The sequence below is a fragment of the Actinomadura litoris genome, assembly GCF_009733595.1.
In the GTDB taxonomy this organism is placed as follows: Bacteria; Actinomycetota; Actinomycetes; order Streptosporangiales; family Streptosporangiaceae; genus Spirillospora; species Spirillospora litoris.
Map to the genome: position 1 here is coordinate 22,552 of NZ_WOFH01000011.1, position 22,913 is coordinate 45,464.

At 73.8% G+C, this 22,913-nt stretch carries 20 protein-coding genes; 10 read left to right on the top strand and 10 right to left on the bottom strand.

Annotation, left to right across the window (positions count from 1 at the left end; translation table 11 throughout):
- Positions 1-95: 95 nt before the first annotated feature.
- Both GNZ18_RS27740 and GNZ18_RS27745 read left to right on the top strand, forming a co-directional pair.
- A complete protein-coding gene (locus tag GNZ18_RS27740; protein WP_156219519.1) occupies positions 96-1,430 on the top strand; it encodes a UDP-glucose dehydrogenase family protein in 1,335 nt (444 codons plus the stop codon).
- A gap of 38 nt (positions 1,431-1,468) precedes the next feature.
- Positions 1,469-1,879, top strand: a complete 411-nt coding sequence (locus GNZ18_RS27745; protein ID WP_156219520.1) for a CoA-binding protein — start codon at positions 1,469-1,471, stop codon at positions 1,877-1,879.
- Between the two features lie 13 nt (positions 1,880-1,892).
- On the opposite strand, the gene purE is transcribed toward GNZ18_RS27745, so the two are convergent.
- Positions 1,893-2,381 (bottom strand): 5-(carboxyamino)imidazole ribonucleotide mutase, encoded by a 489-nt coding sequence (gene purE / locus GNZ18_RS27750; protein ID WP_156219521.1) that lies wholly within the window; start codon positions 2,379-2,381, stop codon positions 1,893-1,895.
- Positions 2,378-3,538: a 5-(carboxyamino)imidazole ribonucleotide synthase gene (locus GNZ18_RS27755; RefSeq protein WP_374225464.1), complete on the bottom strand. Its 1,161-nt coding sequence runs from the start codon at positions 3,536-3,538 to the stop codon at positions 2,378-2,380. The genes purE and GNZ18_RS27755 overlap by 4 nt, the downstream gene beginning before the upstream one ends.
- A 350-nt stretch (positions 3,539-3,888) precedes the next feature.
- Here GNZ18_RS27755 and GNZ18_RS27760 point away from each other — a divergent pair, with 350 nt between their 5' ends.
- On the top strand, positions 3,889-4,506 hold the full coding sequence (locus GNZ18_RS27760; RefSeq protein ID WP_214618367.1) for a GtrA family protein: 618 nt from the start codon (positions 3,889-3,891) through the stop codon (positions 4,504-4,506).
- A 32-nt stretch (positions 4,507-4,538) separates the two neighbouring features.
- Here GNZ18_RS27760 and GNZ18_RS27765 read toward each other — a convergent pair whose 3' ends face one another.
- The 4 genes from GNZ18_RS27765 to treY form a co-directional block, all read right to left on the bottom strand.
- Positions 4,539-5,816, bottom strand: a complete 1,278-nt coding sequence (locus GNZ18_RS27765; RefSeq protein ID WP_156219523.1) for an ATP-binding protein — start codon at positions 5,814-5,816, stop codon at positions 4,539-4,541.
- A gap of 96 nt (positions 5,817-5,912) precedes the next feature.
- Positions 5,913-6,584: a response regulator transcription factor gene (locus GNZ18_RS27770; RefSeq protein WP_026402549.1), complete on the bottom strand. Its 672-nt coding sequence runs from the start codon at positions 6,582-6,584 to the stop codon at positions 5,913-5,915.
- Positions 6,585-6,758: 174 nt separating this feature from the next.
- The gene (treZ, locus tag GNZ18_RS27775; protein ID WP_312874786.1) at positions 6,759-8,501 is read right to left on the bottom strand and encodes a malto-oligosyltrehalose trehalohydrolase; all 1,743 of its coding nucleotides are present in this window, start codon (positions 8,499-8,501) and stop codon (positions 6,759-6,761) included.
- Between the two features lie 143 nt (positions 8,502-8,644).
- Complete coding sequence (gene treY, locus GNZ18_RS27780) at positions 8,645-10,909, bottom strand: malto-oligosyltrehalose synthase (protein WP_312874787.1); 2,265 nt, start codon at positions 10,907-10,909, stop codon at positions 8,645-8,647.
- Positions 10,910-11,265: 356 nt separating this feature from the next.
- Here treY and GNZ18_RS41520 point away from each other — a divergent pair, with 356 nt between their 5' ends.
- Both GNZ18_RS41520 and bfr read left to right on the top strand, forming a co-directional pair.
- Complete coding sequence (locus GNZ18_RS41520; RefSeq protein WP_216651468.1) at positions 11,266-11,655, top strand: (2Fe-2S)-binding protein; 390 nt, start codon at positions 11,266-11,268, stop codon at positions 11,653-11,655.
- A gap of 106 nt (positions 11,656-11,761) precedes the next feature.
- Positions 11,762-12,259 carry a bacterioferritin gene (gene bfr, locus GNZ18_RS27790; protein ID WP_156219525.1) on the top strand — a complete coding sequence of 166 codons (498 nt, stop codon included), beginning with the start codon at positions 11,762-11,764 and terminating at the stop codon, positions 12,257-12,259.
- A gap of 56 nt (positions 12,260-12,315) precedes the next feature.
- Here bfr and GNZ18_RS27795 read toward each other — a convergent pair whose 3' ends face one another.
- Positions 12,316-13,329, bottom strand: coding sequence for an adenylate/guanylate cyclase domain-containing protein (locus tag GNZ18_RS27795; RefSeq protein WP_156219526.1), 1,014 nt, complete (start codon positions 13,327-13,329; stop codon positions 12,316-12,318).
- Between the two features lie 107 nt (positions 13,330-13,436).
- Positions 13,437-14,279, bottom strand: coding sequence for a biotin--[acetyl-CoA-carboxylase] ligase (locus GNZ18_RS27800; protein ID WP_156219527.1), 843 nt, complete (start codon positions 14,277-14,279; stop codon positions 13,437-13,439).
- Between the two features lie 244 nt (positions 14,280-14,523).
- On the opposite strand from GNZ18_RS27800, the gene GNZ18_RS27805 reads away from it, so the two are divergent.
- A complete protein-coding gene (locus tag GNZ18_RS27805; protein WP_156219528.1) occupies positions 14,524-15,294 on the top strand; it encodes an enoyl-CoA hydratase/isomerase family protein in 771 nt (256 codons plus the stop codon).
- Here the strand turns inward: GNZ18_RS27805 and GNZ18_RS27810 are convergent.
- Both GNZ18_RS27810 and GNZ18_RS27815 read right to left on the bottom strand, forming a co-directional pair.
- Positions 15,291-15,734 carry a GNAT family N-acetyltransferase gene (locus GNZ18_RS27810; RefSeq protein WP_156219529.1) on the bottom strand — a complete coding sequence of 148 codons (444 nt, stop codon included), beginning with the start codon at positions 15,732-15,734 and terminating at the stop codon, positions 15,291-15,293. The genes GNZ18_RS27805 and GNZ18_RS27810 overlap by 4 nt on opposite strands.
- Entirely contained in the window at positions 15,734-18,328 is a 2,595-nt protein-coding gene (locus GNZ18_RS27815) for a phosphoenolpyruvate carboxylase (protein WP_156219830.1), read from the bottom strand. The genes GNZ18_RS27810 and GNZ18_RS27815 overlap by 1 nt, the downstream gene beginning before the upstream one ends.
- A 161-nt stretch (positions 18,329-18,489) precedes the next feature.
- Between GNZ18_RS27815 and GNZ18_RS27820 the strand changes: the two genes are divergently transcribed.
- The 4 genes from GNZ18_RS27820 to GNZ18_RS27835 all read left to right on the top strand — a co-directional run bounded on the left by GNZ18_RS27820 (position 18,490) and on the right by GNZ18_RS27835 (position 22,860).
- Entirely contained in the window at positions 18,490-20,082 is a 1,593-nt protein-coding gene (locus GNZ18_RS27820; protein ID WP_156219530.1) for an acyl-CoA carboxylase subunit beta, read from the top strand.
- Positions 20,083-20,101: 19 nt separating this feature from the next.
- A complete protein-coding gene (locus GNZ18_RS27825) occupies positions 20,102-20,350 on the top strand; it encodes an acyl-CoA carboxylase subunit epsilon (protein WP_308166098.1) in 249 nt (82 codons plus the stop codon).
- A gap of 137 nt (positions 20,351-20,487) precedes the next feature.
- Positions 20,488-21,558 (top strand): NYN domain-containing protein, encoded by a 1,071-nt coding sequence (locus tag GNZ18_RS27830; RefSeq protein WP_156219532.1) that lies wholly within the window; start codon positions 20,488-20,490, stop codon positions 21,556-21,558.
- 117 nt (positions 21,559-21,675) lie between these two features.
- A complete protein-coding gene (locus GNZ18_RS27835) occupies positions 21,676-22,860 on the top strand; it encodes a YncE family protein (RefSeq protein WP_156219533.1) in 1,185 nt (394 codons plus the stop codon).
- The last annotated feature ends 53 nt before the right edge of the window (positions 22,861-22,913 follow it).

The window sequence follows — 22,913 nt, forward strand, 5'->3', positions numbered from 1 at the left end:
GGACACGCGCACCATGTGCGAACCCCCGCCAAACGCCGCTCGCCACCCCCTCCCGCGGAGACCCCGCGGCGGCGGCGAACCGAGAGGAGCCCGACTTGGCCCACCGGCTGACGGTCATCGGAACCGGTTACCTCGGCGCCACGCACGCCGCCTGCATGGCGGACCTCGGCTTCGAGGTCCTCGGCCTGGACATGGACGAGGAGAAGGTCGCCCGGCTGTCGGCCGGTGACCTGCCCTTCTACGAACCCGGGCTGGAACCGGTGCTGCGCCGGGGGCTGGAGAGCGGGCGGCTGCGCTTCACCTCGTCCTACGCGGAGGCCGCCGAGTTCGGCGACGTGCACTTCCTCTGCGTCGGCACCCCGCAGAAGTCGGGCGAGTACGCCGCCGACCTGACCTACGTGAACGCGGCGGTCGAGGCGCTGGCGCCGCTGCTGACCCGGCCCTGCCTGGTCGTCGGCAAGTCCACGGTCCCGGTCGGGACGGCCGCGCGGCTCGGTGACGTGCTGGCCCGGCTCGCGCCCGTCGGCGGCGACGCCGTCCTCGCCTGGAACCCCGAGTTCCTGCGCGAGGGCTTCGCCGTCGACGACACGCTGAACCCCGACCGGATCGTGGTCGGCCTGCCCGGCGAGCAGGGCGCCGCCGAGCACGCCGAGAAGGTCCTGCGCGAGGTCTACGCGAGCGCGCTGGGCGCCGGGACCCCGCTCGTCACCGCCGACTTCCCGACCGCCGAGCTCGTGAAGGTGTCGGCCAACGCGTTCCTCGCCACCAAGATCTCCTTCATCAACGCGATGGCCGAGGTCTGCGAGGCCGCGCACGCCGACGTGACGAAGCTCTCGGAGGCGCTCTCCTACGACGACCGGATCGGCGGCCGGTTCCTCGGCCCCGGCCTCGGCTTCGGCGGCGGCTGCCTGCCCAAGGACATCCGCGCGTTCATGGCCCGCGCGGGCGAGTTGGGCGCCGACCAGGCGCTCACGTTCCTGCGCGAGGTCGACGAGATCAACATCCGCCGCCGCATCCGCATGGTGGACCTCGCCCGGCAGCTGCTCGGCGGCTCCTTCATCGGCCGGACGGTCGGCGTGCTCGGCGCCGCGTTCAAGCCGAACTCCGACGACGTCCGCGACTCCCCCGCCCTGGACGTGGCCGCCTCCATCCGCGCGCAGGGCGGCAAGGTCACCGTCTACGACCCGCAGGCCATGCCCAACGCCCGCCGCGCCCACCCGTCCCTGGACTTCGGCGAGTCGGCGCTCGCGGCGGCGGCCGGCGCGCACGTCGTCCTGCTGCTGACCGAGTGGGCCGAGTTCCGCGACATGGAGCCCGACGCCCTGGCCGGCGCCGTCGCCGAGCGCAACCTGGTCGACGGCCGCAACGCCCTGGACCCCGAACGCTGGCGCGCCGCGGGCTGGAACTACCGCGCCCTCGGCCGCCCCTAGGCGGGAACGCCCCGGAACCCGGGCGTGTTGTGCGACGTATGGGGCATTTTGCTGAGCCGGACGTCATCGAGCGGTTGTTGAGCGACACCAAGGTCTGGGCCTTCGTGGGCCTGGGCGCCAACCCGGCGCGCGAGGTCTACAACCAGGCGCGCCTGCTCCAGGGGCGGGGAAAGCGGATCATCCCCGTGCACCCGGACGGCGAGGAGGTCCTCGGCGAGCAGGCGTACGCCTCGCTGGCCGACGTCCCCGGGGAAGTCGACGTCGTGGGCGTCTACCGGCGCTCGGAGTTCGCGGGCGCCGTCGTGGACGAGGCGATCGCGGCCGGCGCGAAGGCCGTGTGGCTCCCGCTCGACGTGGTCGACGAAGCCGCCGGGCGGCGGGCGCGCGACGCGGGCCTGGACGTCGTCATGGACCGGTGCCCGGCGATCGAGTGGGCGAAGCGCCGGTAGCGGCGGGCGGCGCTCAGAGCTGGGCTCGCAGGCGGGCGCCCTTCGCCTTGGCCTGACCGTAGAGGTCGCGCTGGAAGACCTTCATCCTCGCCTGGAGCTCCTCGTCGGCGGCGGCGAGGATGCGGACGGCCAGGAGCCCCGCGTTGCGGGCGGCGCCGACCGCGACGGTGGCGACCGGGACCCCGGCGGGCATCTGGACGATCGACAGCAGCGAGTCCATCCCGTCCAGGTACTTCAGCGGGACGGGCACGCCGATCACCGGGAGCGGCGTCACCGAGGCGAGCATGCCGGGCAGGTGCGCGGCGCCGCCGGCCCCGGCGATGATCACCGCCAGGCCCCGGCCGGCGGCCTGCTCACCGTAGGCGATCATGTCGTGCGGCATCCGGTGCGCGGAGACGACGTCGGCCTCGTAGGGGACGCCGAACTCCTCCAGCGCCTCGCCGGCGGCCTTCATGACCGGCCAGTCGGAGTCGCTGCCCATGACCACGCCCACCAGCGTCATCGCTTCCCCCAGCGCAGGTAGTCGGCCGCGTGGCGCGCGCGCTCGCGGACCTCGTCCAGGTCGGCGCCGAGCGCCGTGACATGACCGACCTTGCGGCCGGGCCGCACGTCCTTGCCGTACAGGTGCACCTTGACGGCCGGGTCGTGGGCCATCACGTGGAAGTAGCGCTCGAACACGTCCGGGGCGTCGCCGCCGAGGACGTTCGCCATCACCGTGTACGGCGCGGTCGGCTCGGTGGAGCCGAGCGGCAGGTCGAGGACGGCGCGCAGGTGCTGCTCGAACTGCGACGTGCGGGCGCCCTCGATCGTCCAGTGCCCGGAGTTGTGCGGGCGCATGGCCAGCTCGTTGACCAGCAGGCCCGTGTCGGTCTCGAACAGCTCGACCGCGAGCAGGCCGGTGACGCCGAGCCGTCCGGCGATGTCGAGGGCGAGGTGCTGCGCCTCGGCCGCGAGGTCGCCGGACAGGCCGGGCGCGGGCGAGATCACCTCGGTGCAGATCCCGCCCTCCTGGACGGTCTCCACGATCGGGTACGCGGCGCCCTGCCCGTAGGGGGAGCGGGCGACGAGCGCGGCGAGCTCCCGCCGGAACGGGACGTGCTGCTCGACCATGAGGTCGACGCCCTCGTCCAGCAGCCGCCGGACGAGGTCGCCCGCGTCGCCGGAGAGGCCCTCGACGACCCAGACGCCCTTGCCGTCGTAGCCGCCGCTGGTGGCCTTGAGGACGAGCGGCCACCCGTGCTCACCGGCCCAGGACTCCAGGAAGGGCAGCGGCGCGGTGGACGGGACGTGCGCGTATGCGGGGCAGGGGACGCCGAGCTCGCTGAGCCGGTCGCGCATGACCAGCTTGTTCTGCGCGTGGGCGAGGGCCGCCGACCCCGGGCGGCACGCCACGCCCGACCTCTCCAGCTCCTGGATGTGCGGCCCCGGCACGTGCTCGTGGTCGAAGGTGACGACGTCGCAGCCCTGGGCGAAGGCGCGCAGGTCGCCGAGCGAGCGGTCGTCGCCGGTCCGGACGTCCGCGACGACCTTGGCGGCGGAGTCGTCGGCGGCCCCGGCCAGCACGCGCAGCGGCACGCCCAGCGCGATCGCCGCCTGCTGCGTCATCCGGGCGAGCTGCCCGCCGCCCGCCATCCCGACGACGGGGGTGGTGCGCGCCACCCTGCGGGGCGCCTCGTCCCGGCCCGCGGCGGGCGGCACTTCCCGGGGTGCTTCTCGCGGCGCTTCCCGGGGGGCTTCCCGGGAGGCTTCCCGCGCGCGGCGCTGAGCTGGAGATGTCACGTCAGAAGGCTATCCGGCGGCCGGACCGAACGAATCGCCCGTCCCCCGCGTCGAACGTGTGTGGACGGCCGGACAGCGGGGAGGGAACCGCACGGACGGCCTGAAACGTTCATGTTCCGACGCCACTGGGGTCCCGTGCGTCTATCCTCGTCATACCTCCGCGGTGGGAGCGGCGCCTCCGCCGCTGCTCCCTGGCCGAAGTCCAAGTCCGGAAGGGACGGTTCCGTTTCGTGAGCCTGGTCGCCAATCTCCAACGGCGGTTCGCGCACCTGGTGCGCGAGCTCGCGAAGTTCGGCAGCGTGGGCGCCATCGCGTTCGTGATCACTGTCGCGCTCGGCAACGTCCTGCACACCGGCCTCGGCATGGGCCCGCTGACCTCCAACGGCATCGCCACGGTCGTCGCCACCACGTTCTCCTACCTGGCGAACCGCTACTGGACGTTCCGGCACCGCGACCGCACCGGCCTGACCCGCGAGTACGTGCTGTTCTTCGCGCTGAACGGGATAGGGCTGGTGATCACCGAGCTGTTCATCGGCTTCACCCGCTACGTGCTGGACATGTCCGGCGCGCTGCCCTACAACGTCTCGCTGGTGATCGGCACCGGGGTCGCCACGCTGTTCCGCTTCTGGTCGTACAAGAAGTGGGTGTTCCTGCCGACGAGCGCGCCGCAGGTCGACCCGGCCTCGGGGCTGCCCGAGGCGCCGCACGACCCCTCCCGCGGCGAGGTGCCCGACGGGCGGCCCGGCGCGCACCGGGCGGGCGGCCGCGACGCCGCCTCCCCCCGGCTCGGGCACCCGCTCGACGCCCACCCCGCCGAGGACTACGCCCAGGTCACCCCGGGCAACTGAGGCCGCCGCGGGTCTCACGCGGGCCGCGGGTCTCACGCGGGGCCGATGACCACCCGTTCGGACGCGAGCCGCGCGTCGGTCGCCTGGCGGAGGAACACCCCGAACACCGCCGGACGGGCCTGGACGAGTTCCAGCCGTCCCCCGTCCACGGCGGCCAGCGAGCGGGCGAGGTAGAGCCCGAGCCCGGTGCCCTTGCCGCCGCTGACGCTGCGCTCGAAGATGCGGGGCTCCAGTTCGGGCGCGATCCCGGCGCCCTCGTCGCCGACCTCGACGACCACCGATCCGGCGCCCGGCTTGGTGTTGATCGTGACGGTGCCGGAGCCGTGCATGAGCGAGTTGTCCAGCAGCGTCGCGACGATCTGGGAGAGGCCCTCGGGGTTGGTGACGCCGACCAGGCCCTGCTCGCCGGTCATCCGGACGTCGCGCCCGTCCCGGCGGAAGATCGGCCGCCACTCCTCGACCTGCTGGGCGATGATGTCGTCGACCGGGGACGCGACGGCGCCGCCGGTGCGGTCGTGGCGGGCGCGGGCGAGCAGCTGCTCGACGACCGCGACGAGCCGCTCGGCCTGCGCGACCGCCGCGACGCCCTCCTCCCGGACGACGTCGGGGTAGTCGGCGGCGTCGATCATCTCCTCCAGCCGCATCGACAGCGCGGTCAGCGGGGTGCGGAGCTGGTGGCTGGCGTCGGAGGCGAACTCGCGGCTGGCGGCCAGCAGGTCGGCGATCCGGACGGCGCTGCGGTCCAGCACCTCGGCGACGCGGTCGACCTCGGGGATGCCGTAGCGGCGGCGGCGCGGGCGCGCGTTGCCGGTACCGAGCCGGTCGGCGGTCTCGGCGAGGTCGATCAGCGGGAGCGTCAGCTTGCGGGCCTGGAACATCGCGAGCCCGACCGTGACGGCGACGCCGAACAGCGCGAGGCTGCCGATCAGCGCGAGCAGCCGGAGCGACTCGTCCTGCACCTCGGCGGCGGGGCGGTACACCCGCACCCGCACGTTCCCGCCGGACGCGGCGGCGGTGAGCATCCGCTCGGAGGCGTCGGGACGGCCTCCCGCGACGATCGTCCGGCCGTCGGGCAGCGTGATGACGATGTCACGGCCCGGGTACTCCTGGGCGATCTTGTCGCCGGTGAGGGGCTGGCGGGTCTGCAGGCTGTAGCCGACGCCGCCGACGATGGAGACGGCCTCCCGGTTCAGCGCCTGCCCGGCCTCCTCGTAGATGAGCTTTCGGGTGGCGAAGGCGAGGGGGATGCCGAGCAGCAGTATCGCGACGACCGCCACCGCGAGCGTCGACAGCAGGAGTCGGCGCCTCATCAGGGCTCCTTGGAGGGTGTGGCCACGGCCGCGCGAACACCGCCCCGGGCCTCTCGGGAAGGCCCGGGGTGCCGCCGCCGGCCGTGGCGGCGGGGACTAGTCGCCGCGTTCGAACCGGAAGCCGACGCCCCGCACCGTGGTGATGTAGCGGGGGCTGCCGGCGTCGTCGCCGAGCTTGCGGCGCAGCCAGGAAATGTGCATGTCGAGGGTCTTGGTGGAACCCCACCAGTTGGTGTCCCACACCTCGCGCATGATCTGTTCGCGGGTCACGACCTTGCCCGCGTCGCGGACGAGGACGCGCAGCAGGTCGAACTCCTTGGTGGTGAGCTGGAGCTCCTGCTCGCCCATCCAGGCGCGGCGCGACTCGGCGTCGATCCGCACCCCCTGGACGATCGGCGTCTCGGTGCTGCCGCGGCGCAGCAGCGCCCGCACCCGGGCGAGCAGTTCGGCCAGCCGGAACGGCTTGGTCACGTAGTCGTCGGCGCCCGCGTCCAGGCCGACGACGGTGTCGACCTCGTCGGCGCGGGCGGTCAGGATCAGTATGGGGACGCCATGCCCCTCGGCACGCACCCGGCGGGCCACTTCGAGGCCGTCCAGCTCGGGCAGGCCCAGGTCCAGGACGATGAGGTCCACACCGCCGCCGAGCGCCCGCTCCAGGGCCTGCGGTCCGTCCGGGCTGACTTCGACGGTGTACCCCTCGCGGCGGAGCGCGCGGGCGAGAGGCTCGGAGATGGACGTGTCGTCCTCGGCGAGCAGTACTGAGGTCATGGACCGATCGTATGACCATTCTTGAACATTGCCCGGTCGCCGCCGCGCTCTTGACCTGCGGTTTGCCACTCGTAGTACATCCTCGAACACCACTATTCCCGGCTGAACCGGGATGTTGCCGTCAAGTCGCCCGCCGCCCGTGTGGCGCGTGGTCGCCGTGGTGGTGCCGCGCGGTCAGCCGAGTACCGCGACGCAGGTGCCGGGAAGGGCCAGCGTGACGGTCCGGGAATCGCCGTTGACGTCCGGTTGAAGGTCGATCGCCGGGTTCGAGGCGAGCAGCAGCCGACCGCCGGGGACGTCGAGGCGGACCGGACGTTCGCCCAGGTTGGCGGCGAGGTGGACGCCGCCGCGCCGCATCGTGAGCCAGCGGTCGCCGGTCTCGACGGCGGGCGCGGCGGGGTCGTTCAGCTCCGGTCTCGCACGGCGGAGCGTGATCAGCGCGCGGTGCCATTCGAGCATCTCGCGGTGCGGCCGCGCGGCGGGCTCGGCCCAGTCGAGCGCCGACCGGCGGAAAGTTTCCACAGCCTGTGGATCGGGGACGTCGTCCGCCCAGCCGTGCCGGGCGAACTCCCGGCGGCGCCCCTCGCTCACCGCGCGGGCGAGGTCCGGGTCGCGGTGGTCGGTGAAGTAGCACCAGGGGGTGGAGGCGCCCCACTCCTCGCCCATGAAGATCATCGGCGTGTACGGCGCGAGCAGCAGCAGGGCCGCGCCGATCTTGAGGAGGTCCGGCGGGAGCGACGCGCCGACGCGGTCGCCGGACGCGCGGTTGCCGACCTGGTCGTGGTTCTGGAGGAACCCCACGAACCTGTGCGCGGGCGTCGTTCGGAGGTCCACGGGGCGGCCGTGGTGCCGCCCCCGGTAGGACGACATCGTCCCGTCGTGCACGAAGACCTTTGTCAGGGCCTTCTCCAGGGTCTCCATCGAACCGAAGTCGCAGTAATAGCCCTGCCGTTCTCCGGTGAGCGCCGCATGCAGGGCATGGTGGAAATCGTCATTCCATTGCGCGTCGAGGCCATAACCGCCCGCTTCCCTGGAGGTCACCAGACGCGGGTCGTTCAGATCGGATTCGGCGATGAGGAACAGTTCCCGTCCCAGGTGCGCGGAGAGCGCGTCCACCTCGCGGGTCATCTCCTCCAGGACGTGGACGGCGCTCTGGTCGCTGATGGCGTGGACGGCGTCCAGGCGGAGCCCGTCCAGATGGAAGTCGCGGAGCCACATCAGCGCGTTCTGGACGGCGAAGGCGCGGACCTCGTCCGAGCCCTCCTGGTCGAAGTTCACCGCCTCGCCCCAGGGCGTGGTGTGCGCGGCGGTGAAGTACGGGCCGTAGGACGCCAGGCGGTTCCCGTCCGGGCCCAGGTGGTTGTAGACGACGTCCAGGACGACGGCGATGCCGTGCGCGTGCGCGGCGTCGACGAAGCGCTTCAGCCCGTCGGGGCCGCCATAGGGCTCGTGCGGCGCCCACAGGTGAACGCCGTCGTATCCCCAGCCGTGCCGCCCCGGGAAGGACGCGACCGGGAGCAGTTCCACGGCGTCCACCCCCAGGGCGGCCAGGTGGTTCAGGTGTTCGGTGGCCGCGTCGAAGGTGCCTTCGGGGGTGAACGTGCCCACGTGCAGCTCGTAGAGGACGCTGCCGGGGAGCGGGCGTCCATGCCAGCGGTGGTCGGTCCATGCGAAGCGGTCGTGGTCGTAGACGCGGCTCAGACCGTGCACGCCATGCGGCTGCCACCGGGAACGCGGATCCGGCAGCGCCTCCTCCGCGTCGTCCAGCAGGAAGCCGTAGTCGGTGCCGTGCCCGGCCGACGGGACGTCGGCGAACCACCAGCCGGGACGGCCCTCCACGGCGGCCATGGGATGCGGGGCACCGGCCGCCGCCACGGCGACGCGTCCGGCCGCCGGTGCCCACACCTCGAACCTCACCTGTCCCTTGCGAGGGGAAGACCCCCCACACCCCCCGGTAACTGCGCTCATCACCTCGTGGGGGGACGAACCCCCACGCCCCCCGGCCAGTGCGCTCGTTACCTTGTGGGGGGAAGACCCCCCACACCCCCCGGTAACTGCGCTCATCTGTCGATCGCCCGCGGAACGAGCAGCGCCACGGGCAGGTGCGCGAACAGGTCGGCGGCCTCCAGCTCCGGGCCCCACAGCGTGGCGCCGGTCAGGACGTCGCGCCAGCCCACGCTTCCGACGTCCAGGGTCGTCCCGGCCCAGCCGCCGCGCCGCTCCAGCCCGACCGGCAGCCGGGTCGCGACCACGACCGCCTCGCCCCGGGCGAACGCCACGACATGGTCGGCGGCGGGCCCGCGCGCGGCGACGGGCTCGTGCCGCGAGCCGGGGCCGAACCAGCCGGGCCGGGACCGGCGCAGCCGCAGCGTCCGGGAGGTGACCAGGAGCTTCTCGTCGTCCACCTCCTTCGGCCGCCGCCCGGTGTCGAGCCGGAGCAGCTTCTCGCGGCGCCGCCCGTAGTCGACCGGCCGCCGGTTGTCGGGGTCGACGAGCGCGAGGCCGGTCAGCTCGCAGCCCTGGTAGACGTCCGGGACGCCCGGCATGGCGAGCTGCACGAGCTTCTGCCCGAGCGTGTTCACCCGCGCGTAGGGGGCGAGCCGCCGCACGAACGACGTCATGTCGGTGACGAGGTCGGGGTCGGCCAGCACGCGCCGCGCGTACGCGAGGACGGCCTCCTCGTAGGCGGCGTCCTGGTCGATCCAGGAGGTGCTCGTCTTCGCCTCGCGCATCGCCTTGGTGAGGTACTCCGTCAGCCGGTCGGGGGTGAGCGGCCACGCGCCGACGAGCGTCTGCCAGAACAGGTACTCCAGATCCGGTTCCATGGGCGAGGCGCCCGGCCCCCACCAGTTCCACCACCGGTCGACGGCCTCGGCCCACTCCCCCGGAAGCTCCGCCAGGACGGCCAGCCATGCGCGCACGTCCTCCTCGCGCTTGGTGTCGTGCGTGGACAGCGTCGTCATCGTCAGCGGCCAGTCGCGCGCGAGCCGTATGCAGTGCGAGTGGAAGTCCGCCTGGCCGACGGAGAAGCGCCCCGGGTCGCCGCCCACCTCGTTCAGAGCGGCCATGCGGTTCCACCGGTAGAACGCGGTGTCCTCCACGCCCTTGGCCGCCAGCGGCGCCGTCGTCTGCTGGAACCGGACGATGAACTCGGCGTCGGAGACCTCGCCCCGGCCCAGGGCCAGGTCCACGAGCGTCTCCAGGTCGCCGTGGAGCTCCCGGGGGAGGTGGAGGCGGGCGCGGTTGGCGGCCTCCTCCAGGACGTCCACGGCCCGCTGGGGGGCGTCCTCGCCGGGCACGACGTACGCGCGGTAGACGGGCATCTCCACGAGGAGCTCGACCAGCGCCCGCTCAAGGCCCGGACGATCCGTCCCGGCGACCCGGCGCAGGACGCGCACGAGCCGGTCGACCTCGGGCTTCAGGCCGTGCCTGGCGGCGTGCAGCCGGCCGCCGCGCGCGACGCCCGCGAACGTGTCCGGGCCGCCGGTCAGCGACGCGTACAGGTCGGTGAGCGGCTTCTCCCCGTCCGGGTCGACGAACAGGCCGCCGACCATCCCGAGCGAGTCGTAGCCGGTGGTGCCCGCGCAGGGCCAGTCCGGCGGGAGCCGCTCCTCGCCCTCGGTGATCTTCTCGACGACGATCCAGCCCTCCGGCGCGACCTCGGCCAGTCGCCGCAGATAGCCGCGCGGATCGGCGAGCCCGTCGGGGTGGTCCACGCGCAGCCCGTCGACCAGTCCCTCCTCGATCAGCTCGCGCGGCAGCCCGTGCGTCCGCTCGAACACCTCCGGGTCCTCCTGGCGGAGCCCGATCAGCCCGGAGATGTCGAAGAACCGGCGGAAGTTCGGCTCCCCCTCCCCGGGCGGGACGAGGCGTCCGCCGCCCGCGTCCCAGTCGACGTCGAACCACGCCGCGTGCGCGGACTCCGGCCCCCGCGCGAGCACGTCGGCGAGCGCCGGGCTCAGGTCGCGGCGCTCGGGGAAGGCCATGTGGTTGGGGACGACGTCCACGAGCAGGCGTAGCCCGTGCGCGCGGAAGCGGGCGGCCATCGCGCCGAACGCCTCGGGGCCGCCCAGTTCCTCCGACAGCCGGGTGTGGTCGACGACGTCGTAGCCGTGCGCGGACCCGGGCGCCGCCTGCGAGATCGGCGACAGGTACACGTGCGACACGCCGAGCGCCGCGAGATAGGGGGCGAGCGCGGCGGCCTCGGCGAAGCCGAAACGGCCCTCCGGCGTGCCGCGGAGCTGGAGCCGGTACGTTCCGGACGGGGGCGCGGTGAAGTGTTCCTCCGCCGCGACGGCCTCCTCGGCCGTGTGTTCCTCGGACACGATTTCCTCTGGGGGTTTTTCGTCGGGGAGCGGTCGGTGCGGGAGCGGCGCGTCGGGGAGCGGCGCGCCGGGCACCGGTTCATCGGGGAGCGGTTCATCGGGGAGCGGTTCGCCGGGGAGGGGTGCCTCGGGGGCGGGCACCGCGGCGGCGGGGGCGCCGTCAGACACGGCACGGCGGAGCTGAGCCAATGTCCCACCCTTCCGTCCGATGCGACGGAAGCCCTTCCCCGTGAGGGGTGGCTCACACCGGTCAGGGGCCCCCTGGCCAGAACCGACAAACGTGGGTTACCTTAGGGGAGCCTAACCTTATTGAGGGGGCCCTAACGCCGCAGGTCAGGGGCCCACAGGATCGCCTGATGGCCCGCACGGGAGGTACCCCCACCGGCATGTACGTCTGCATCTGCAACGCCGTCACCGAGGACGACGTGTACGGCTGCATGGCGGGCGGCGCCTGCACCTCGGCCAAGGATGTCAAGGCGGCCTGCGGCATGTTGCCCGGTTGCGGCTCCTGCACCAAGCGGATCCACGCCATGGTGAGCGAGTTCCGCACCGCGAGCGATCTCGCGGACGCCCTCACCGGCGGGCCGCACCCCCTAACCGCCGTCCCGGAGCCCACCGTCCCCGAGACCACCGTGCCGGAGACCACCGTGCCGGCGACCACCGGGCCGGGGCCGATCGCGGCGGAGTCGATCGCGTCGGAGCCCGAGCGCGGCAAGAGGGGAGCGGCGCCGCCCACAGCCGCCTGAGCCCGGTCTCCGGCACCCGCACGGCCCGCCCGTCACCGGGGCGGACACACGCCGTGCGGGGGTCAGTGCTGTCCACCGGTCGCGCGGCGTGGAAGCATGGGGCGATATGGAAGGCGACAAGGACATCATCGCGCTGCTGAACGAGCAGCTCACGGCCGAGCTGACCGCCATCAACCAGTACTTCCTGCACTCCAAGATGCAGGAGAACTGGGGCTACACGCGGATCGCGAAGCACACCCGGGACGAGTCCATCGACGAGATGCGGCACGCCGAGCGGCTCACCGACCGGATCCTGTTCCTGGAGGGGCTGCCGAACTACCAGAAGCTCGGCACGCTGCGGATCGGCCAGACCGTCTTCGAGCAGCTCGAAGCCGACCTCCAGGTCGAACTGGAGGCCGTGGCCCGGCTGCGCCCCGGCATCGACCTGATGCGCTCGCGCGGCGACGTCACCTCCGCGCGGATCTTCGAGGACATCCTCGCCGACGAGGAGCAGCACATCGACTACCTGGAGACCGAGATCGGGCTCGTCCGGGCCCTCGGCGAGCAGAACTACCTCCAGCGCCTCACCGACGCCCCCGGCGAGGGCGGCCCCAGCCCCGTCTAGACAGCCGCGCCGTCCCGGTGGGGCACGCGGCCGCGCGTCGCCTCACCCGGGCCGGTTCAGGCGCCGTCCGGGGGTTTGGGGTTGCGGCGCAGGACGTAGGGCTGGATGATCCCGAGGCCCCGCACCGGGCGCCGGACGATCCGCGTCACCTCATACGCCGGGTCCTCCTCCAGCCGCGCCGCCAGCTCCGAGTCGATCATCACCGAGCCCGGCCGGGCGAGCGAGGTCAGCCGCGCCGCGAGGTTCACCGTCGTGCCGAACACGTCCCCCATCAGCGGCAGGACGGGCCCGTAGGCCACGCCGACCCGGACGTCGGGCACCTCGGTCTCGTCCTGGATGGCCGCCGCGACCGTCAACGCGATCTCCGCGCCGACCCGCGGCGTCTCCGCGCTGAACAGCACCTCGTCGCCGAGCGTCTTGACCAGCCGCCCGCCGCAGGTGGCGATGATGTCGGCGGCGGTCTCCTCGAACCACTCCACGACCCGGGCCAGCTCGATCTCCTCCAGCTCCCGGCTGACCTGCGTGAACGACACCATGTCGGCGAACCCGACCGTGGTCATCGGACGCCCGGAGGGATCACCGCCCGCCCGGGTGGCCGCCGCCGCCATCGCGCGCGTCCCCGCCGCCGCGAGCTGCCGCCGCCACGCGTGCACCACCAGCGGCTCGAACTCGCCGATGTGCCGCTCGGCGATGTCCACGATCGTGTTCAGGGCGCTCTCGGACGCCTGCTCCCCCGGCTCCGGCGCGAGCATCCCCCGCAGCAGGTTCACCTGCCACTCGGCGAGCCGCGTCATCGTCTGCCCGAACGCCCGGACGAGCCGGATCACGCCGTCCTCGTCGAGGACCCCCTCCTCCATCAGCTCCCGGATACGGCACAGCGCCGAGATGTCACCCTCGGTGTAGGCGATGGCGTCGTCGGGCATCGACGGGTACCCGAACGCCCGCCACAGCCGCCCGGAGAACTCCCGGGTGACCCCCGACAGCCGGACGGCGTCGACCCGCGTGTAGCGCAGCTCGCCACCGAGCAGGAGCTCTTCGATCTCCTTCGGATCCGGCAATCCCGCTGCCATCCGCCCGCCCCTCAGTCCACCGGCATGGGCCCCGCCTGCGACGATATGACCCGGCACCACGATATATCCGTGCAGATCCGGAGGCTGTCGGGTGTTCCCACCAATGTTCACCGAACGTGGACGACGTCCCCCGCGCTGACCGTCGTCTCCCCGCGCGGGCCGTCCACGACGAGGCGGCCGGAGCCGTCGATGTCGCGCGCCGTCCCGCTCAGGGTCCCGCCTCCGGGCATCTCGACCCGGACCTCCCGGCCGAGCGTCACGCACAGGTCCTTGTAGGCGGTGCGCAGGCCGCTGGTCTCCGGGTCGCCGCCCAGCGCCGTCCACTCCCGGTACCAGGTCTCGAACCCGCGCAGGATCGAGCGCAGCAGCGGCGCCCGGTCGCTCAGCGGCGCGCCCTCGATCGCCAGGGACGTGGCCGTCGGCACCGGCAGCTCGGACTCCCGCAGCCCCACGTTCAGGCCGACCCCCACGACGAGCGCGTCCCCGGCCTTCTCCGCCAGGATCCCCGCCAGCTTCCGGTCCCCGACCAGCAGGTCGTTCGGCCACTTCAGCCGCGCGTCCACCGCCACGTCGCCGCCCTCGCCCGAGGACTCCGAGAACGCGGTCATCCGCCGGACGGCCGTGACCACCGCCACCCCCGCCAGCAGCGGCACCCACCCGAGCGAGGACGCGGGCACCTCGGGCCGCAGCAGCACCGAGAACATCAGCCCCGACCTCGGCGGCGCCGCCCACCGCCGTCCGAGCCGCCCGCGCCCGGCGGTCTGCACCTCGGTGACCAGCACCGTCCCCTCCGGCGCCCCGCCCCCGGCCGCCGCCGCGAGATCGGCGTTGGTCGATCCCGTCTCGGGCACCACCCGCACGTCCCGCCACAGCCCGCCCGGCCGGACGAGCGCCCCCCGCAACGCCCCCTCGTGCAGCGGCGGCCGGTCGAGATCCCCATATGAGCTCATGGGTTCATACTGCCGTGTTGTTGCATTGCCCTCGGCGTCGGTCGCCAGCGCTCCCTCCTTCAGCGGGCAATGCGTGCGATCGCTGGCATCGCTCCGAACTCGCCTGGCGGCTCGCTGCGCGATCAGGTCCTCGCTTCGCTCGTACCTGCCTTCGGACGCGATCGCTACGGTTCCTGGTCGTCGCGTGGCTGGAGTGGTGGCTGGGGTCCCTGCTTCCGGTGGCGGTGCGATTAGGGTGCGGGGCATGGACGGTGTGAGCGTTGCGCGGGACGGGCATGTGGTGGAGATCGTGCTGGACCGGCCTGAGGCGTTGAACGCCTTGTCCACGGCCATGGCCCGGCGGTTGGCGGCGGTGTGCCGGGAGGTCGCGGACGACCCGTCCGTGCGGGCCGTGGTGCTCTCGGCGGCGGGCGAGAAGGCGTTCTGCGTGGGGGCCGACCTCAAGGAGCGCAACGGGATGAGCGACGCGGAGATCTACGCGCAGCGGCCGGTGTTCCGGGCCGCGTTCGGCGGGGTGCTCGGGCTGCCGCAGCCGGTGGTCGCGGCGGTGCACGGGTACGCGCTCGGAGGCGGGTGCGAGTTCGCGCTGTCGGCCGACATGATCGTCGCGGACGAGACCGCCGTGTTCGGGCTGCCCGAGGTGGGCGTCGGGCTCGTGCCGGGCGGGGGCGGGACGCAGCTCGCGCTGCGCAGGCTCGGCCCCGGGCGGGCCGCCGACCTGGTGTTCACCGGGCGGCGCGTGAAGATCGACGAGGCCGTGGCGTACGGGCTCGCCGACCACCGGGTGGCCGCCGGGACGGCGCGCGAGGAGGCCCTCGCGATCGCCGGGCGGATCGCGCGGAACTCGCCCACCGCCGTCCGCGCCGCGAAGCGGGCCATGCGGCTCGGCGGGGGCGTGGGGCTCGACGCCGCGCTCGACCTGGAGGAGAACGCCTGGCGCACGGCGGCGTTCTCCCCCGACCGCCGGGAGGGCATCGCGGCGTTCAACGAGAAGCGGACGCCGAACTGGTCCTAGTCCAGCGTCTTCGCCAGGTGGACGACGTGGCGGCCGCCGATGTCCTCGCGTCCGCCGGGGAGGTAGCCGAGCGACTCGTACAGCGCGATGTTCCTGGTCATCAGCTCGTTGGTGTACAGGCGCAGCGCGGGGAGCCCCAGGTTGCGCGCGTGGTCCTCGGCGAAGGCCAGCAGGCTGCGGCCGATGCCCCGGCCGTGCCGGTCGGGGGCGACGGCGACGTTCTCCACCAGCAGCACGCCGTCCTCGGGGACGAGGACGATCAAGCCGTCGGGGCCTTCGCCCGTGACGAAGACGTTCCCCGCGTCGATCAGCGCGGCGTAGTCGGCGTCCATCGGCAGCGGGCGGGCGCCGATGACCTCGACCCAGGGGGCGTAGGCGGCCTGGACGATCCGCTCCACGCGGGCGCGGTCGTCCGGGGCGGCGGCTCTGATCGTCGCCATCAGCCGGTGTTCTGGAGCCCGGCGGCGACACCGTTCACCGAGAGCAGGAGCAGGGCCTCCAGATGGGCGCGCTCGCCCTCGTCGGTGACGTCGCCGGAGCGCAGCGCGGACAGCGCGCGCAGTTGCAGCAGCGACAGCGCGTCCACATAGGGGTTGCGCAGTTCGACGGCGCGCGACAGCACGCGGCGGTTCTCCAGCAGCCGGTCGTGGCCGGTGACCGCGAGGACGAGCGAGCGGGTGCGGTCGTACTCGGCGAGCACGGCCTCCGACAGCTCCGGGCGCTCGCCGAGGGCCAGGTAGCGCTCGGCGATCGCGCGGTCGGACTTGGCGAGGCTCATCTCGGCGTTGTCCAGCAGGGTGTTGAACAGCGGCCACGCCTCGTAGGCCTCGCGGAGTTCGGCGAGGTCGCGGCCGTCGCCCGAGACGGCGGCGAGGCCGCTGCCGAGCCCGTACCAGCCGGGGAGGTTGACGCGGGTCTGCGTCCACGCGAACACCCAGGGGATGGCGCGCAGGTCCTCCAGGCCGCGGGCGGCCTTGCGGCGGGCGGGGCGGGAGCCGATGCGCAGTTCGGCGATCTCCTCCAGCGGGCTGACCCGCGCGAACCAGGACGCGAAGCCCTCGGACTCGATCAGCGCCCGGAACGACGCCTTGGCCGCCTCGCCGATCTTGTCGGCGAGCGGGCGGAACCGCGCGGCGGCGTCGCGGGCGCGGTCCTGGACGGCGCCGGTGGAGGCCAGCAGCACGGCGCTGGTCACCTGCTCGACGTGGCGGTGCGCGATCTGCGGGTGGCCGTAGCGGGCGAAGATGACCTCGCCCTGCTCGGTGACCTTGAAGCGGCCCGCGACCGAACCGGGCGCCTGCGCGAGGATCGCGCGGTTGGCAGGGCCCCCGCCGCGGCCGAGCGAGCCGCCGCGGCCGTGGAAGAGCGTCAGCCTCACGTCGTGGTGCGCGGCCCACGCGGTGAGGGCCTCCTGCGTGTCGTAGAGGCGGAGGGTGGCGCTGGCCGGGCCGAGCTGCTTGGCGGAGTCGGAGTAGCCGAGCATGACCTCCAGCCGGCGTCCCGTCTCCTCCAGCCGGCGCCGGACGGCGGGGATCTCCAGCATGCCGTCGAGGACGTGCGGGGCGCGTTCCAGGTCCTCGCCGGTCTCGAACAGCGGGATCACGTCGAGGACGGGGGCGCCGTCGCCGAGCGAGGCGGCGAGCGCGTGCACGTTCGCGATGTCCTCGGCGGACCGGGTGAACGACACGATGTAGCGGTGGCAGGCCCGGACGCCGAAGCGCCGCTGGATCCACGCGACGACGCGGAGCGTGTCGAGGATCTCCTGGGTCGTCTCGCTCTGCTCGCCGCCGCCGTCCACCTCGGCGAGGGCCTTGGCGTGCAGTTCGGAGTGCTGGCGGATCTCCAGTTCGGCCAGGTGGAAGCCGAACGTCTCGACCTGCCAGATGAGCTGCTGGACGCGTCCGTACGCCTGGCGGGCCGCGCCCGCCTCGGCGAGGGAGTCCTGGACGGTCCGCAGGTCGGCGAGGAGGTCGTCCGGGGAGGCGTAGGCGAGGTCGGCGTCGCGGACGCGGGTCGCCGCGACGCGCGCGGCGGCGTAGAGCAGGAACTGGCGGTGCGGCTCCCCCGGCGACCGCTTGGTCATCTCCTCGATCCGGGCGGGCTGGGCGGTGCGCGCGGCGGCGAGGGCCTCGCGCAGCGCGGGCGAGGCCGGGGTCGTGGCCTCGTGCACGGTCAGCTCCCGCCCCACCCGGGCGCACGCGGCCTCAAGGGCGCGCAGGACGTGCTCGGACTGGATCATGACCGCGTCCCGGGTGACCTGGGCGGTCACGTACGGGTTGCCGTCGCGGTCGCCGCCGATCCAGCTCCCGAACCGCAGGTAGGGGCGGGCCTTCGGGGGGCGGGTGCCGGTGCCGTCGCCCTCCAGCGCCCGGTCGAGCGACCGGTAGACCTCCGGGACGACCCGGAAGATCGTCTCGTCGAACGCGGCCATCGCGGTGCGGACCTCGTCCAGCGGGTCCATCTGGGTGCCCCGGCGCAGCGCCGTCCGCCAGAGCAGGTCGATCTCCTCGCGGAGCCGCCGCTCGGCCTCCTCGCGCTCGCCCGCGCCGGGCCCCGCGTTCAGCCCGGTGAGCAGGTCGCTGATCCGCTGGATGGCGGTGACGACGGCGCGGCGGCGGGCCTCGGTCGGGTGCGCGGTGAAGACCGGACGGAACTCCAGGCCCTCGATGACCTCGGCGAGCCGCCCGTCGGCGGACGAGGCGCGGATCTCCTCCACGGCCGCGGCGACCGACCCGGGGACGGCGCCGCCGGTGTCGCGTTCCCGCAGGGTCCGGATGCGGTGGTGCTCCTCCGCCAGGTTGGTGAGGTGGAAGTACACGGTGAACGCGCGGGCCACCTGCTCGGCACGTTCCAGCGTCCAGCCGTCGACGAGCGCCGCGACCTCCTCGATGCCCGTCTCGCCCCGGCGGGCGGCGATCACGGCCCGGCGGAGCCGCTCGACGTCGTCCAGCAACTCCTGGCCGCCGTACTCGACCAGGCCGTCGCCGAGCATCGCGCCCAGCAGCCGGACGTCGCGGCGCAGCGGTTCCGGCATGTCCTGGCGGAGGATGTCACGTGTCTTAGCCACCCGCCCAGCGTAGTGAGCGGGCCGCCCGGCCCGTCCCGCCGGACCCCGGGCACCGCTCCCGGCTCCTGTGGGGCGCCCCCACACCCCCGGGACGGGCCCGGTCCGCCCGTGCGGTTACTCTGGCGCGCATGGCGATGCAAGCCCCTGACCCCTCGGCGGCCCCCGACGTCCACACGACCGCGGGCAAGATCGCGGACCTGGAGCGGCGGCGGTCCCAGGCGGTGCACGCCGGGTCCGCGCGCGCCGTCGAGAAGCAGCACGCCAAGGGCAAGATGACGGCCCGCGAACGGGTCGCCGCGCTGCTGGACGAGGGCTCGTTCGTCGAGTTCGACGAGATGGCGCGGCACCGCTCCACCAACTTCGGGATGGAGAAGGACCGCCCCTACGGCGACGGGGTGGTCACCGGGCACGGCACCGTCGACGGGCGCCCGGTCGCGGTCTTCAGCCAGGACTTCACCGTCTCCGGCGGCTCGCTCGGCGAGGTGTTCGGCGAGAAGATCTGCAAGGTCATGGACCACGCGGTGAAGGTCGGCTGCCCGGTCATCGGCATCAACGACTCCGGCGGCGCGCGGATCCAGGAGGGCGTGGTCGCGCTCGGCCTCTACGCCGAGATCTTCAAGCGCAACGTGCACGCCTCCGGCGTGATCCCGCAGATCTCGCTGGTCATGGGCCCGTGCGCGGGCGGCGCCGTGTACTCCCCCGCGATCACCGACTTCATCGTCATGGTCGACAAGACCTCCCACATGTTCATCACCGGCCCCGACGTGATCAGGACGGTCACCGGGGAGGAGGTGAGCATGGAGGAGCTGGGCGGCGCGCACTCGCACAACTCCCGGTCCGGGGTGGCGCACTACCAGGGCTCGGACGAGGACGACGCGATCGGCTACGTCAAGGCGCTGCTGTCCTACCTGCCGTCCAACAACCTGTCCGACGCGCCGGTGTTCGACGCCCCCGCCGACCCGTCGGAGCTGGACGAGGAGCTCGACGCCCTCATCCCCGACTCGCCGAACCAGCCCTACGACATGCACACCGCCATCGAGCACGTGCTGGACGACGGCGAGTTCCTGGAGGTCCAGGAGAAGTTCGCGCCCAACATCATCGTCGGGTTCGGGCGGGTCGAGGGCCACTCGGTCGGCGTCGTGGCGAACCAGCCGATGCAGTTCGCCGGGACGCTCGACATCGCCGCCTCCGAGAAGGCCGCCCGGTTCGTCCGGACGTGCGACGCGTTCAACATCCCCGTGCTGACGTTCGTGGACGTCCCCGGCTTCCTCCCCGGCACCGACCAGGAATGGAACGGGATCATCCGGCGCGGCGCGAAGCTGCTGTACGCCTACGCCGAGGCGACCGTCCCGCTGGTCACGGTGATCACGCGGAAGGCGTACGGCGGCGCCTACGACGTCATGGGCTCCAAGCACCTCGGCGCCGACGTCAACCTCGCCTGGCCGACCGCGCAGATCGCCGTGATGGGCGCGCAGGGCGCGGTCAACATCCTGTACCGGCGCGAGCTGGCCGCCGCCGACGACCCCGACGCCCGCCGCGCCGAGCTGGTCACCGAGTACGAGGACACGCTCGCCAACCCCTACATCGCCGCCGAGCGCGGCTACGTCGACAACGTGATCAAGCCGTCGGAGACGCGCGGGCAGGTCGTGCGGGCGCTGCGGGCACTCCGGGAGAAGCGCCGGACGCTGCCGCCCAAGAAGCATGGGAACATCCCACTGTGACCGTTCCGAGGGGGTTCCGGTGAGCGACGACAGGCCCGAGCGGCCGTTCCTCCAGATCGTGCGGGGTGAGCCGTCCGCCGAGGAGGTCGCGGCGCTCGTCGCCGTGCTGACCGCCCGCGCGCGGGCCTCCGCCCAGGCGCCGGACGGCGCCGACACGCCGCGGCCCTCCCGCTGGGCCGACCGCTCCCGGCTCGTCCGGGGGACGGCGGCCGGGGTGGCCACCCCGCGCGGCCCCGGCGCCTGGAAGGCCGCCGCACTACCGCGCTGAGCACGGCACCGGGGGACGGCGAGGGGACGACAAGGGGGATCTCGGCACCTCACGGGCACGCGAGGTGACGGCGCCTAGGGACATGTAACCGTGGTTCGCGCCCAGTGAGGGCTCCGGCACGAATAAGGTGGAAGGCCATGGCCACCTCGGAGTTCGTCCCACAGCCCGCGCGATACGCCATATTCGTCGACGCGGGATACCTCTACGCGGCCTCCGGGGCCCTGCTGCTCGGCTGCGGTTCACGGCGCGAGTACCGGGTCGCCGCCGAGAAGCTGATCAAGGCGCTGACCAGCCATGCCGACGACAAGCTGCTCGGCGAGCTGCTGCGCGTCTACTGGTTCGACGCCGCGCCCAAGCGGCAGCCGACCGTCGACCAGCGGGTCATCGCCAACCTGCCGCTGGTGAAGCTGCGCCTGGGCAACCTGAACGCGCAGGGCCAGCAGAAGGGCGTGGACGCCCAGCTCCGCGCCGATCTGGAGGCCCTCGCCCGGCACCGCGCGATCACCGACGCGGTGCTGCTCGCCGGCGACGAGGACATGCTGCCCGCCGTGGAGGCCGCGCAGCGCTACGGCGTCCGCGTGCACCTGTGGGGGGTCGAGCCGACGCACGGCTCGAACCAGGCCGAGTGGCTGGTGTGGGAGTCCGACACGGTCGAGGTGCTGCCCGCCGACTTCCTGCGCCCCTACTTCACCAAGGCCAAGGTGCTGCCCGTCCCCGCGCCCGGCACCGCCGCCGCCGTCCGGGACGCCGCCGACGCCGCCGCCGCGCAGCGCGCCACGCCCGCCGTCCCCTCGCCGTCGCAGGTGTTCGCGGGACGCCCCCCGGCGATCAAGCCGGCCCCGGCGCCCGCGCGCACCCCCGTCCCGGTGGGCGCGGCCCCCGCGACGCCCGCCACCGTCGCCGCGTCGATGAACAACGCCGCTGCCGCCGCCTCCGACGGCAAGCTCGGCCCCGACCGCGACCACATGCTGGAGATCGGCGAGCATGTCGCACAGAAGTGGATCTTCGAGCGGGGCCGCGACAACATCCGCGACCTGCTGCCGGGGCCGATCCTGCCGCCCGTCATCGACAAGGAGCTGCTGATCGAGGCGGAGAAGGAGCTCGGCGGGTCGCTGCGCCCCTACCAGGAGGCCCGCACCTGGCTGCGGGACGGCTTCTGGGAGCGCGTCTACCGCGAGTTCGGCATCGGGATCGGCAAGTCCGACTGACCCGGCGGGGCGTCGCGGCCGCCGCGGCCGCGCCCTGCCCGCCGACACGTCTTGCGATTACTCGGACACACGGAGTCGCGCGCCGGTACAGTCCCCGCCGGGAAGGGGGACCCGCGCATGCGACGACGATCACCTGCCGCCGCGCTCGCCGTGGGCGTGCTGGTCGTGGCCACGGCACTCGCCGGATGCGAGTCGCCCGTCCCGTTCCACCCGCCCGGGGAGGGGCCGGCGGACGGCCCGGTGGTGGACCTCGGCGGGGCGGCGCCCTACGTCCGGACGAGGCCGCCCGCCACGGGCGCCCCGGATCCGGAGGCGCCCCTGCCCTCGCCACCGCCCGGCGGCGGCGCGACCGGCGGTGCGCTGGCCCGGCCGAGCACCTCGCCGGTGCGGCTCTACGTCGCGAACGGACCGGTGATCGACGTCATCGACCCGGTGGCGGCGCGGATCGTCCAGCGGATCGGCGCGGGCCCGGCCACCGCGCGGGTCGTCCCGTCCTTCGACCTGCGGCGGCTGTGGGCGACCGACCTCGCGCACGGGACGCTGACGCCGGTCGGCCCGCGCAGCGGCGCGCGGGGCCGCGCGGTCGCCGCCACCGAACCCGCCGGCCTCTACTTCACCCCGGACGGGCGGGACGCGCTCGTCCTCGCCGGGCGGGCGCGGCGGCTCGACGTCCGCGACCCGCGCACGATGCGCCCCCGCCTCTCGGTGCCGCTGCCCTGCGCGGCCGCACACGCCGACTTCACCCCGGACGGGGCGTCCCTCCTCGCGAGCTGCGCAGGGGCGGGGCGGCTCCTCCGGGTGGACGTCGCGCGCCGCCAGGTCACCGGGACCATCCGGCTGCCGGACGGCGCGCGGCCCGGTGACCTGCGGCTCTCCCCCGACGGTGCGCGCTTCTACGTCGCCGACCCGGCCAGGGGCGGGGTGTGGGTGATCGCCGCCCGGCCGACGGTCGGGCCGCCCGGGTTCGTGCCGACCGGGCCGGGCGCGCGGGGCCTCGCGCTCGACCGGGACGCGCGGCGCCTGTTCGTCGTCGGCGACGCCGCGCTGACCGCGCTCGACCTCGCCGGAGGCGGCGTCGCCGCGCGCTGGCCACTGCCGCGCGGCGGCTCACCCGCGCCGGGCGGCCTCTCGGCGGACGGCGCGGAGCTGTGGCTCGCCGACGCCGCCGGGATGGTCTACGCCGTGTCCACCCGGACGGGCCGGACGCTCCGCCAGGTATGGGTGGGCGGACGCCCGTCGGCGCTGCTCGTCCACCCGCAGCCGGGGCGGTACTCGCTCGGCGGCACCGGCCTGTACCGGTGAGCCGGCGCCGGTCGGTCAGCGTTGGTGGGTCAGCGTTGGTGGGTCAGCGCCGG

What these genes read in the sequence shown, in the direction of transcription:
- GNZ18_RS27745 (WP_156219520.1), top strand. Translation starts at nt 1,469, where the DNA reads ATGGGGCATTTTGCTGAGCCGGACGTCATCGAGCGGTTGTTGAGCGAC.
- purE (WP_156219521.1), bottom strand. Translation starts at nt 2,381, where the DNA reads ATGACGCTGGTGGGCGTGGTCATGGGCAGCGACTCCGACTGGCCGGTC.
- GNZ18_RS27765 (WP_156219523.1), bottom strand. Translation starts at nt 5,816, where the DNA reads ATGAGGCGCCGACTCCTGCTGTCGACGCTCGCGGTGGCGGTCGTCGCG.
- GNZ18_RS27770 (WP_026402549.1), bottom strand. Translation starts at nt 6,584, where the DNA reads ATGACCTCAGTACTGCTCGCCGAGGACGACACGTCCATCTCCGAGCCT.
- GNZ18_RS41520 (WP_216651468.1), top strand. Translation starts at nt 11,266, where the DNA reads ATGGCCCGCACGGGAGGTACCCCCACCGGCATGTACGTCTGCATCTGC.
- bfr (WP_156219525.1), top strand. Translation starts at nt 11,762, where the DNA reads ATGGAAGGCGACAAGGACATCATCGCGCTGCTGAACGAGCAGCTCACG.
- GNZ18_RS27795 (WP_156219526.1), bottom strand. Translation starts at nt 13,329, where the DNA reads ATGGCAGCGGGATTGCCGGATCCGAAGGAGATCGAAGAGCTCCTGCTC.
- GNZ18_RS27800 (WP_156219527.1), bottom strand. Translation starts at nt 14,279, where the DNA reads ATGAGCTCATATGGGGATCTCGACCGGCCGCCGCTGCACGAGGGGGCG.
- GNZ18_RS27805 (WP_156219528.1), top strand. Translation starts at nt 14,524, where the DNA reads ATGGACGGTGTGAGCGTTGCGCGGGACGGGCATGTGGTGGAGATCGTG.
- GNZ18_RS27810 (WP_156219529.1), bottom strand. Translation starts at nt 15,734, where the DNA reads ATGGCGACGATCAGAGCCGCCGCCCCGGACGACCGCGCCCGCGTGGAG.
- GNZ18_RS27815 (WP_156219830.1), bottom strand. Translation starts at nt 18,328, where the DNA reads ATGCCGGAACCGCTGCGCCGCGACGTCCGGCTGCTGGGCGCGATGCTC.
- GNZ18_RS27820 (WP_156219530.1), top strand. Translation starts at nt 18,490, where the DNA reads ATGGCGATGCAAGCCCCTGACCCCTCGGCGGCCCCCGACGTCCACACG.
- GNZ18_RS27830 (WP_156219532.1), top strand. Translation starts at nt 20,488, where the DNA reads ATGGCCACCTCGGAGTTCGTCCCACAGCCCGCGCGATACGCCATATTC.
- GNZ18_RS27835 (WP_156219533.1), top strand. Translation starts at nt 21,676, where the DNA reads ATGCGACGACGATCACCTGCCGCCGCGCTCGCCGTGGGCGTGCTGGTC.